The following is an 11733-nucleotide window of genomic DNA, read 5'->3' as shown; positions in this document are numbered from 1 at the left end:
AAAATTAAAATTGATGGAGGAGATTGTTAGATATTTTCCGGATCTGACCGAAAAGCAAAAAGAGCAATTCGCAAAACTGGAACAACTTTATACCGAATGGAATGCAAAAATTAATGTTATTTCCAGAAAGGATATCGAGTCACTGTATACTAAACATGTATTGCACTCGCTTGGTATTGCTAAAGTTATGAAGTTTAAGCCGGATGCCGATGTGATGGACGTAGGAACCGGAGGAGGATTTCCGGGAATACCGCTTGCAATACTTTTTCCTGAAACCAATTTCTATCTAATAGACGTAATTGCAAAAAAGATAAAAGTAGTTAACGAGGTAGCTGCCGGACTTGGACTTAAGAATGTAAAAGCCGAGCAAATGCGTGCTGAAAAGGTAAATAAGGAGTTTGACTTTATTGTGAGCCGCGCCGTTACCAATATGCCTGATTTTGTAAAGTGGGTTAGGGGTAAGGTGAAGAAAGACCAGAATCATGATTTGCCAAACGGGATTCTTTATCTAAAAGGAGGAGATCTTACAGAAGAGCTTTCTGTTTTCCAGAGAACTACGCTTTATGATCTTTCAGAGTTTTTTGATGATGAATTTTTTGAGACCAAAAAGGTAGTACACCTGGCAATGAAATATAAAGTATAAAAGAAAAAGGCTTCCGTTTCGGAAGCCTTTTTTTATGATGTTATCCTAAGAAAGGATATCTGTAATCTGTTGGCGGAACAAATGTTTCTTTAATTGTTCTTGGAGAAACCCAACGTAAAAGGTTAAGGATTGAACCCGCCTTGTCGTTAGTTCCTGATGCTCTTGCACCACCAAAAGGCTGTTGTCCTACAACTGCACCTGTTGGTTTGTCGTTTATGTAGAAGTTACCTGCGCAGTTTTCAAGCGCTTTTGTAGCCTGCTCTATAGCATAACGATCCTGACTGAAAATTGCTCCCGTTAAAGCGTATGGAGAAGTTTCATCTACAAGTTTAAGTGTCTCTTCCCATTTAGCATCCTCATAAACATATATTGTAAGTACCGGGCCAAAAAGCTCAGTGTGCATAGTCTCATATTGAGGGTTTGTAGTTACGATAACTGTTGGCTCAATAAAGTAACCTACAGATTTATCATACTTACCACCCGCAATAATTTCGGCTTCAGGAGAGTTTTTAGCTGCATCAATATATTTTGCAAGCTTATCAAAAGAACCTTCATGTATTACACAGGTAATGAAGTTGGAAAGATCTTCCGGAGAACCCATTTTCATTGAAGCGATATCAGCAACAAGCTGGTCTTTTACTGCCGGCCATATTGATTGAGGGATATAAGCTCTTGAAGCGGCAGAACATTTTTGTCCCTGGAACTCAAAAGCACCTCTTGAAAGGCCTGTTGCAACCTGCGCTGGTATAGATGAAGGGTGAGCAAGAACAAAGTCTTTACCTCCTGTTTCACCTACTATTCTTGGGTAGGTTTTGTAAATGCCTTTACCCATATTCTGACCTATTTTTGCCCAAATACCATTAAATACGGCTGTAGAACCGGTATAGTGTATTCCTGCAAAATCAGGGCTTTCTAAAAGTGTATCTGTAATCATAACAGGGTCACCGTGTACCATATTTATTACACCGTCAGGTAATCCTGCAAGTTTAAATACTTCCATAATTACATTAGCGCTGTAAACCTGAGCGGCACTTGGTTTCCATACCACTACGTTACCCATTAGGGCAGGAGAGGCAGGAAGGTTACCGGCAATAGCAGTAAAGTTAAACGGAGTGATGGCATAAATGAATCCTTCCAGCGGACGGTGCTCCATTCTGTTCCATATTCCTTCAGAAGATACAGGCTGTTCTGCATATATCTGTGTCATAAACTCTACATTAAAACGCAGGAAGTCAATAAATTCACAAGCAGCATCAATTTCTGCCTGATGAACCGTTTTAGCCTGGGCTATCATGGTAGCAGCATTTATTTTTGCACGGTAAGGTCCGGCTAAAAGCTCAGCTGCCTTAAGGAAGATAGAAGCTCTTTGTTCCCATGCCATTGATGCCCATTTTTTACGGGCTTCAAGTGCAGTTTCAATAGCTTTTACCACATGCTCTTTTTCTGCTTCATGGTAAGTACCTACTGTTTTTTTGTGGTCAAAAGGAGGGTTTATTGTTTTTGTTTTCCCTGTACGGATTTCTTCCGTACCTATATATAAAGGTACATCAACTGTAGTGTTGTAAAGTTCTTTAAAAGTGACCAGTACCTGCTCTCTTTCCGGTGTGCCGGGAGCATAAGATTTAACGGGTTCGTTAAAAGCCTCGGGTACGTTGTAAATTCCTTTTGGCATAATAATTTATAATTTAAGCAATTAAAAAATTTTTAGTAATGCAAATATACGGAAATAATCTGCTCTTTAATTGCAAAAAAATCACTGATAAACAGGTATGCCTGAAAATACTTTAATTAAGGGCAAAAGGAGCACTTAACCTGAAAGTAGGTATAATTACCCTGAAAGTTCGGGTAGAGGTAAAGTTAATCATATTGAAATAACCCCTCATAGCTCCAAAAGGAGAAGCCAAAAGACAGCCGGAGCTGTAAGTGTGTTTTTCGCCCGGTTTTAAAACAGGTTTTTTGCCTATTACACCTTCACCGTCTACAATTTCAATATCATTAAGGGAGTCGTAAATTTCCCAGTGGCGGGAATTTAACTGTACGGAATCTTTGCTTTGGTTTTCTATAGTTACCTCATAAGTAAAGGCAAAATGAATCTTGTAGTTTTTAAAGTAAGTGCCTTCAAAACTAGTAGAAACCGAAATCTTTATGCCTCTTGTTATTTGTGTTACCATATGTTGCATAACCAAATTGCCTAACAAAAATACGAATTAATTATTGTTTTAGATTTATTTAAGATATTAAATTATCAGAAAGAATTTTTTAACTAACTGATATTTAGTTTATAATATCTTCTGAATTGGCGTATCCGTAACCAATCACCCTATCATAACGTTCGTTGTTCTCTCTGTAGTATACTAAAATGTTATAATCGTTCTCGGTTTGGAAAAAATTACCGTCGGGAGCATTCTTACCGTCCACCTTTCCTTTAGCATTGGCAGCAATATACATATAGTTAGTAAAGCCCTGTTTTATCATTACGGCTTTTTCATATGTGCCCGTTTTTTCGTTATACTCCATTTTGTATTCATTTGTTTTGGCATAGTTATTAAACATACCGCCTATATAGATGTCTTCCTTTTCAAAGAAAGTAGGAGCTTCAAATTTAAAGAATATCCATGCATAGTCCGACTCCAAGGTGACATCAGTAACACTAAGGTTAATATTGTTAGGAACAAAGTTTCCGTTAATGTCCGGATAATAAGTGTAGGGCTTGTTAGCACGTGCCTCATTTGTATAAAGGATGTTGTTGTATATCTCACCGCTGGTTACTCTTGCAATATTGTTTACGGCATTCCGTATATCCTTATTGTCAAAATAGAGGTATTCATTACCGGCCCAAAATTGTGTTTCCTTGTCGTATCTGTAAATAAGGTCGTTGCCTATGGTGTATTGCGGCTTAATGTTGTATATGGCATTGTCAAACCTGCCGTTTTGAAAGATTCCCACCTTTACATTCTGTAACGGCATCTGGAAAATAAAGGAATTGGTCTTAATGGAAAAGTCCATATTGTGTGCTTCATCTCTTTCATTCATTCCCCTTGCTCTTTTTACCTGTAGGGGTACAGCCACCTTCTCTTCATATACTATAAAGCGCCTGGATAGTATAACTTCTCTGTCTTCGTTAAGTATGTTAAGTATGTAGTTTCCAGTTAGTCGTATTGAAGTAAACTTATTAGGGAAGGTTAATGTGTAATGCGAATAGATTTGCAGTGTATTAAACGAGTTTTGGTAAGTCTGTATACGCTGGCTGTCAAACCCTGTAAGATATTCATTAACTGTCAACTGAGACTTGGTCCAGTCGTAATTACAATGCGTAAGTGTATAGTAGTAGTTGGCCTCATTGCCAAAAAGATCATCAAACACAAACTGGAAATTGTCTCCTAACCTAAAGAAAGGATATACGTTTTCTCCGTTTTTCATAAATGAAGCCGTCTTAATGTTATAAGGAGGGGCTACTTCCTGAAGCACCTGCATTTGTGCTTTAGTTATATGTGGTAATTGTAAAAACAGAACTAGAAAAACAAGTCGTATATGTGCTTTAAGCATGTCTTAAATAATATTATTTAACGAACGTAAATATAGGCAAATATATTATATACAAGCAGATAAGAGAGGTTTAGGATTCTTAAAATTTATTTTAACACTCAGATACTTGCTATGAACGATAAGCAATAAATCGTTATTTTTAAAGTTAATAAAAAATCAAACCAACTATATAATTGTATGAAACAGATTAGATTATGGATGTTTCTGGTAGCTGCACCTTTACTTGCCTCAGCACAGGACATCAACCTTAAAGGGGATTCTCCTATTCCGTTTGATCCTGCCGTAAGAACAGGAAAACTTAAAAACGGACTTACCTATTACATTAGAAAGAACGCCAAGCCGGAAAACAAGGTAGATCTTAGGCTTGTTATAAATGCGGGTTCCATTCTGGAGGATGACGACCAGCAGGGGCTTGCCCACTTTATGGAGCATATGTGCTTTAACGGTACAAAGCATTTTCCTAAAAACGAACTTGTAGATTACCTGCAAAGTATCGGGGTTAAATTCGGGCAGCACCTTAATGCCTATACCAGCTTTGATGAAACGGTGTATTTCCTGCCAATACCTTCGGATGATCCTGAAAAGCTAGAAAAAGGATTCAGTATACTGGAAGACTGGGCGTTTAATGCCGTGCTTACTCCTGAAGAAATTGACAAGGAAAGGGGTGTTGTGCTGGAAGAGTACCGCCTTGGGCTTGGTGCAAATGACAGGATGAGAAAACGCTTTATGCCTAAAATTATGTATCAGTCGCATTATGCAAATCGTTTACCGATAGGTCAAAAAGAGATACTGGAGAATTTTACCTACGATAAGATTAAAAACTTCTATAAAGACTGGTACAGACCCGACCTGATGGCGGTTATTGTAGTAGGCGATATAGATATTGATGCTATGGAGAAGAAGATAAAAGATCATTTCTCTTCTTATAAGAATCCTAAAAAAGAGCGTCCCAGAAAAATATATGATGTGCCTAACCACGAACAAACATTCGTGTCTATAGAAACCGATAAGGAAGCTTCTAACTCAAGGGTACAGCTTATCTATAAAGATTATACAGATCCTAAGGTTATGGTAACGGTTAACGACATGAAGGATGATTTGGCAGAAGGCCTTTTCTCTACCATGCTTAATAACAGGCTTAACGAGTATACCAATAAACCTAACCCGCCATTTGTATATGGCTATACTTATCATGGTGAGACCTGGGCTAAAACAAAAGAAGCCTATCAGTCGTTTGCCATGACTCAGGAAGACAAGCAGCTTGATGCCCTAAAAGTTCTTGTTGAAGAGAATGAAAGGATTAAAAAGTTTGGTTTTACCCAAGGTGAATTGGAGAGAGCTAAAACAGAAATTGATGCTATGCTTGAAAGATCATATAACGACAGAGATAAAACACAATCGTCACGTTATGTAAGCGAATATCAGCAACACTTCTTAAGTAAAGAGCCTACTCCCGGTATTGAGTGGACTTTTAAAGCTTCTCAAAAACTAATGGAACAAATATCCTTAAAAGATATTAACGGATTAATTAATAATTACCTTAAGGATGATAACAGGGTGGTGGTTTTAACCGGCCCTGAAAAAGAAGGGCTGAAACACCCTACCGAAGCAGAAGTTCTTGCGGTACTTAATATGGATACCAGCAACCTTACAGCTTATGAAGATGAGCCTGTTGCTTCAAGCCTGTTGAGAAATGAGGTAAAACCCGGAAGTGTCGCAAAAAAAGAATTAAACGATAAGTTAGGGACTACTACACTTTATCTTTCTAACGGGGCAAAGGTTACATATAAAAAGACCGATTTTAAAAATGATGAGGTTTTAATGAGGGCTATTAGCTATGGTGGTTCTAACCTTATAAGTGTTGAGGATTACAGGAAAACCTATCTTGGTTTCGCAGGGGTTACTGAAGCCGGATTTTCAGGGCTGAATCAAAATGCCATAGATAAGTTTATGACAGGGAAGATAGTTAGAGTTAGTCCGTTTATTTCAGATAATTTTGAAATGATTTCAGGAATCTCTACACCTAAGGATATGGAATATATGTTCCAGATGATGTATGCATACTTTACGGATATAAATTATGACGAGGAAGCTTTTAATACTTATGTACAAAAGCAATCGGCATTTACAGCAAATATGCTTTCACAGCCGTCTTATTATTTCCGCCAGGAGTTTTATTCATTCTTAAGGAAGGATGATCCTAGATTTGTAGCTGTTATACCTGACGAGAAAATCTGGAAAAGTATAGACTACAAACTTTCGTATGATTTGTTTAAAGAACGCTTCTCTAATGCTGCCGATTTTGAATTCTTCTTTGTGGGTAATATAGATGATAAGACAATGGAAGAACTGGCGTCAAAATATTTAGCGTCATTGCCGGCTTCCGATAAAAAAGAGACAGCTCAGGATCCGGGAGATAAAAAAATAAAAGGGTCTCATAAAAAAGTGGTACATAAAGGCACTGATCCTAAAAGTAACGTAACCATTATGTATTATGGAGAAACCAAATACAATCCTGAGGAGGCATTGGCTTTAAATGCTTTAGGCGAAATACTTACTATTAAATTAGTAGAGGAACTAAGAGAAAAAGAAAGCGGAGTATATGGTATACGTGCAAGTGGCGGTATGGACAAGTTTCCGGAAGGTTATTTCAGATTTGATGTATCATTCCCTTGTGGTCCTGAAAATGCTGAGAAACTTACAGAATCTGCCCTGAGAGAGATACAGAAAATTGTAGATAACGGTCCTGAAGAAAAAGACCTTGCCAAATATAAGGAAGGTGAGCTTTTAGACTATAAAAAGAATATTAAGGAGAACAGGTACTGGTTAAGCTACCTTGGGTCGCAGTGGACGGATAACACAAGTCCTGAAAACATACTGACTGTTGAAGACAGGGTAAATGCTGTAACTGCAAAACAGGTACAGGATGTGGCAAAAAAATATCTTACTAAAGATAAGGTTATCGGGATGTTATTACCTGAAGAGACAAATTAATCCTTATAACATACAGGGATAACTTCTCCCTTTGCAAGACAAAATCGCTCCACATCAGCTGGGGTGATTTTTTTTGTGTAATCCTCTTCCACAACACGGAAACCTACACTTCTCAGTTTGTCAAAATAATCGCGCCCATAAACCCTTACGTGGTCATACTGTCCAAATATTCTGGCGCGTTCTTTAGGGTCGGTTATGGTGTTGTCTTCAAAAGTGGTTTCGCGTTTCAAATCCTGAGGTATCTGGAAAATACCCATTCCGCCCGGTTTCATAATGCGGTATAGTTCCTTCATGGCTTTAGTGTCATCAGGAATATGCTCTAAAACGTGGTTGCAAAGTATAAGGTCGTAGCTGTTGTCTTCAAACGGAAGGTTACAGATATCAGCCTTAACATCAGCCAGTGGAGAATTTAAATCGGTAGTAGTATAGTCGAGGTTTTTTTGTTTCCTGAAACGCTTATAAAAAGCCTGTTCAGGAGCAAAGTGCAATACCTTTTTAGGGGCTGTAAAAAAATTAGTCTCATTTTTAAGGTACAGCCATAAAAGACGATGTCTTTCCAACGAAAGTGTACCCGGTGCCAATACATTATTGCGCTGATGTCCGTATCCGTACGGCAAAAAGCTTTTAAAGCTTTTGCCGTCAATAGGATCGGTATAGGTATTACCTTTAAGTGCCAATGCCAACGCAGGCCTTGCAACATAACTAAGCCTGATAAGTATAGGCCTTGGTATGGTGTTGAGAACTAATTTAAACAGCTTTTTCATTATAGTACAAGAGGCACTTTTCTAAATTCATCCTCCTCGTTAGATTCTATGCCTAAAGCTTTGTATATATATGCAAAAGTAGAAAGCAGTTCCGGTTTACCGTCTACAAGGGCTACGTCGTGCTCAAAGTGTGCACTCGGTTTTCCGTCGGCAGTAACAATAGTCCAGCCGTCTTTAAGCTGCTTTACGTTTTTAGATTTCATATTAATCATAGGTTCTATGGCAACCACCATACCTTCTACAAATTTCTTACCGCGGCCTCTTTTGCCGTAGTTAGGCATTTGTGGGTCTTCGTGCATGGTTCTGCCAAGTCCGTGGCCTACAAGATCCCTCACTACACCATAACCGTGAGCTTCGGTATATCTTTGTATGGCACTACCTACGTCTTCCACACGATTACCCATTTTAAATTCCCTTATGCCAACATAAAGAGATTCTTTGGTTATTCTTAGAAGCTTACGTGTTTCTTCAGCTACATCACCTATTTCAAAAGTATAGGCATGATCTCCGTAAAACTCATTTTTAAGAGCACCACAGTCTACCGATACGATATCTCCTTCTTCAATAGGCCTATTTGTAGGAAGGCCGTGTACCACCTGTTCGTTAACACTGGTTAAAAGTGTTGAAGGGCAGTCGTAAAGGCCTTTAAAGCCAGGTACTGCGCCGTGATCACGAATAAATTCTTCGGCAAGCGTATCAAGGTGAAGGGTAGTTACACCCGGTTTTATTTCTGAAGCGATCATACCTAATGTTTTAGAAACAATAAGGGCACTTTCGCGCATCAATTCAATTTCTTCTCTGGTTTTTTGGATAATCATGTTCTAAAAAATTTTTCCGGGACAAAAGTACAACATTCTTGCGGATTATTTTTAATAGCTCCTGTAGCATGAGTTTTATCATGTTTTGTAACTTTATGGGAAGCTAATTTTGCATTAAAATTTTAGGTATGGCAAAATATGTATCTGCTCATGAAGCAGTAAAAGCAGTAAAGTCGGGAGACAGGATTTATGTACAGGCTGCAGCCGCTACGCCGGGCGTGTTAACAAAGGCACTGGCCGAAAGAGCAGCAGAACTGCGTAATGTAGAGGTATGCCATCTGCATACCGAAGGTGAGGCACCTTATGCCAACCCCGAACTAAAGGATAGTTTTTTTGTGAACTCATTTTTTATAGGTAAAAATGTAAGGCACACCATTGCAGCCGGAAACGGATCCTACACTCCGGTTTTTTTAAGTGAGTTGCCAAGGCTTTTCAGGAAGCAGGTATTACCGCTTGATGTGGTTTTTATACATGTAACCCCGCCCGACAGTCATGGCTATTGCTCGTTAGGAGTATCGGTAGAGGCTAGTATGGCAGCAATAGAGAATGCTAAAATTGTAATTGCGCAGGTTAACCCGAGAATGCCGCGCACTTTTGGAGATGGTATTATCCATGTTTCTGAAATTAACTATATGGTTGAAGCCGATGTGCCTATTCATGGTCATGATCCGGCTCCTATAAGTGAGCAGGAAGATAAGATAGGGGAGTATGTGGCCTCGCTTATTGATGACAGAAGCACGCTACAAATGGGTATTGGCTCCATCCCAAATGCGGCATTAAAAAAGCTGGTTAACCATAAAGACCTAGGCCTGCATACCGAAATGTTTTCGGATGGTGTTATAGACCTTATAGAAAGTAATGTAATAAACAGTAATTATAAAGGTGTTGCAAAAGGAAGGGCGTTGGCTACTTTTCTTATAGGTTCGCAAAGGCTGTACGATTTTGTGAATGATAACCCCTTTATTGAAATGCGCGAATCGTCTTTTGTAAACGATACATCTGTCATAAGGAGAAATCCTAAAATGGTTGCCATTAATTCTGCCATTGAGGTAGATGTTACCGGGCAGGTTAGTGCCGACTCAATAGGTTACAGAATGTATTCGGGAGTAGGCGGGCAGATGGATTTTATAAGAGGAGCCTCCTTGAGTGAAGGGGGAAGGGCTATTATTGCATTGCCTTCTGTTACTAAAAGAGGGGAAAGCAAAATTGTACCATGCCTAAGGCAAGGAGCCGGTGTTGTAACCACACGTTCTCATGTTCAGTATATAGTAACTGAATATGGTATAGCCGATTTATATGGTAAAACACTTACTCAAAGGGTTAAGGCACTTACCGATATTGCACACCCAGACCACAGGGAGGCTGTAGAGCGAAGTTATTACGAATCCTTTAGGAATATATAATAAATAACCCTGCCATTTGGCAGGGTTATTTATTAAGATACTAACGAATGTTGTGTCATGGCTTCCGGTTGCTGTATGCCCATCAGTTCACAAATGGTTGGGGCAATATCCCCTAAAATACCATCTTTAATGTGTTTCAGGTCTTTGTCTACTAAAATAATAGGCACCGGGTTGGTAGTATGTGCTGTGTTAGGGCTTCCGTCAGGATTAATCATGGTATCACAGTTACCGTGGTCGGCAATTATAATAGTAGTATAGTTGTTGTCAAGAGCAGCTTCCACCACCTGTTTTACGCAGGCATCCACAGCCTCGCATGCTCTTATGGCGGCTTCCATAACTCCGGTATGGCCTACCATGTCTCCATTAGCGAAGTTAAGGCAAACAAAATCTACCTCCTGTTTGTTCAATTCGGGAACTAAGTTTTCGGTAAGGCTGTAAGCGCTCATTTCCGGTTGCAGATCGTAAGTGGCAACTTTTGGTGAAGGACATAAAATTCTTGACTCTCCCTCAAAAGGTTCTTCGCGCCCTCCTGAGAAGAAGAAAGTAACGTGAGGGTACTTTTCGGTTTCGGCAATCCTTATTTGTTTCTTGCCGTTTTTGGCAACCACTTCACCTAATGTTTGGGTAAGGTTGTCCTTGTCGTATATTACATGAACGTTTTTGTAATTGTCATCATAATTAGTCATGGTAACATAATACAGGTTCATTTTGTGCATGTTCTGCTCGTGGAAGTCACTTTGTGTAAGCGCTTCTGTAAGCTGTCTTCCCCTGTCGGTTCTAAAGTTAAAGAAGATAACTACATCTCCTTCCTCAATTACAGCTACCGGGTTAGTTCCGTCAGTAGTCATAACTATAGGCTTGATGAATTCATCAGTAACTCCTTCATCATAACTTTGCTGTATGCTTTGTTCGGTATTGGTAGAAGGTATTCCTAAACCGTGTACCAGCAAATCGTAAGCCAGTTTAACCCTTTCCCAACGCCTGTCGCGGTCCATGGCATAATAGCGGCCTATTACAGAAGCCAGTTTTGTTGGAGTGTCTTTAATATAATTCTCAAGATCGGTAATAAAACCAAGTCCTGATTTAGGGTCTACATCACGGCCGTCTGTAAAAGCATGGATATAAGTATTGTTTACACCTGCATTTTTTGCAGCATCAACTAAGCCTTTAATATGGTCTATGTGTGAGTGTACACCACCGTTTGAAACAAGGCCTAAAAAGTGAACTTTCTTGTTGTTTTGCTTGGCATAGTTAAATGCGTCAACAAGAGGCTTTTCGGTATTAAGGGTTTTGTTTTGTACGGCAAGGTTAATCTTAGCAAGATCCTGGTACACTATGCGGCCTGCACCAAGATTCATGTGGCCTACTTCGCTGTTTCCCATCTGTCCTTCGGGTAGGCCAACGTTGAGTCCGTCTGTCCTAAGGGTTGCATTGGGGTATTTTGTGTATAAACTATCTATAAAAGGAGTGTTTGCATTGTCTATTGCAGATACTTTAGGGTCGGGAGATTTTCCCCATCCGTCAAGTATCATCAGGATTACTTTTTTGTTCATGACTTATTTTAA

The 11733-nt window shown here is 39.3% G+C and carries 9 protein-coding genes; 3 read left to right on the top strand and 6 right to left on the bottom strand.

All coding sequences use genetic code 11. The features are described 5' to 3' along the window. The first annotated feature begins 13 nt into the window (after window positions 1–13). Window positions 14–643, top strand: a complete 630-nt coding sequence (gene rsmG, locus FUA48_RS01495; RefSeq protein ID WP_147581790.1) for a 16S rRNA (guanine(527)-N(7))-methyltransferase RsmG — start codon at window positions 14–16, stop codon at window positions 641–643. A 40-nt stretch (window positions 644–683) separates the two neighbouring features. Here the strand turns inward: rsmG and pruA are convergent, their stop codons facing one another. From pruA to FUA48_RS01480, 3 genes are all read right to left on the bottom strand, one after another. Beyond that, the gene (gene pruA, locus FUA48_RS01490) at window positions 684–2315 is read right to left on the bottom strand and encodes an L-glutamate gamma-semialdehyde dehydrogenase (RefSeq protein ID WP_147581789.1); all 1632 of its coding nucleotides are present in this window, start codon (window positions 2313–2315) and stop codon (window positions 684–686) included. A gap of 112 nt (window positions 2316–2427) precedes the next feature. Further along, the gene (gene apaG / locus FUA48_RS01485) at window positions 2428–2814 is read right to left on the bottom strand and encodes a Co2+/Mg2+ efflux protein ApaG (protein ID WP_129752305.1); all 387 of its coding nucleotides are present in this window, start codon (window positions 2812–2814) and stop codon (window positions 2428–2430) included. Between the two features lie 103 nt (window positions 2815–2917). Beyond that, the gene (locus FUA48_RS01480; RefSeq protein ID WP_147581788.1) at window positions 2918–4189 is read right to left on the bottom strand and encodes a type IX secretion system plug protein; all 1272 of its coding nucleotides are present in this window, start codon (window positions 4187–4189) and stop codon (window positions 2918–2920) included. Between the two features lie 177 nt (window positions 4190–4366). On the opposite strand from FUA48_RS01480, the gene FUA48_RS01475 reads away from it, so the two are divergent. After that, window positions 4367–7183 (top strand): M16 family metallopeptidase, encoded by a 2817-nt coding sequence (locus FUA48_RS01475; protein ID WP_147581787.1) that lies wholly within the window; start codon window positions 4367–4369, stop codon window positions 7181–7183. Here the strand turns inward: FUA48_RS01475 and FUA48_RS01470 are convergent. After that, the gene (locus FUA48_RS01470; RefSeq protein WP_147581786.1) at window positions 7180–7947 is read right to left on the bottom strand and encodes a class I SAM-dependent methyltransferase; all 768 of its coding nucleotides are present in this window, start codon (window positions 7945–7947) and stop codon (window positions 7180–7182) included. The two genes, FUA48_RS01475 and FUA48_RS01470, sit on opposite strands and share 4 nt — an antisense overlap. Continuing rightward, window positions 7947–8765: a type I methionyl aminopeptidase gene (gene map, locus FUA48_RS01465; protein ID WP_147581785.1), complete on the bottom strand. Its 819-nt coding sequence runs from the start codon at window positions 8763–8765 to the stop codon at window positions 7947–7949. Before map ends, FUA48_RS01470 begins: the two co-directional genes overlap by 1 nt. A gap of 128 nt (window positions 8766–8893) precedes the next feature. Between map and FUA48_RS01460 the strand changes: the two genes are divergently transcribed. Then, window positions 8894–10168: an acetyl-CoA hydrolase/transferase family protein gene (locus FUA48_RS01460; RefSeq protein WP_147581784.1), complete on the top strand. Its 1275-nt coding sequence runs from the start codon at window positions 8894–8896 to the stop codon at window positions 10166–10168. 32 nt (window positions 10169–10200) lie between these two features. Here FUA48_RS01460 and gpmI read toward each other — a convergent pair whose 3' ends face one another. Then, window positions 10201–11721, bottom strand: coding sequence for a 2,3-bisphosphoglycerate-independent phosphoglycerate mutase (gene gpmI, locus FUA48_RS01455; protein WP_147581783.1), 1521 nt, complete (start codon window positions 11719–11721; stop codon window positions 10201–10203). Window positions 11722–11733 lie beyond the last annotated feature (12 nt).

The sequence above is a fragment of the Flavobacterium alkalisoli genome (genome assembly GCF_008000935.1).
Taxonomy (GTDB): Bacteria; Bacteroidota; Bacteroidia; order Flavobacteriales; family Flavobacteriaceae; genus Flavobacterium; species Flavobacterium alkalisoli.
The sequence above is the reverse complement of the archived record's forward strand: the minus strand, read 5'-3'. Positions and strand labels throughout refer to the sequence as shown.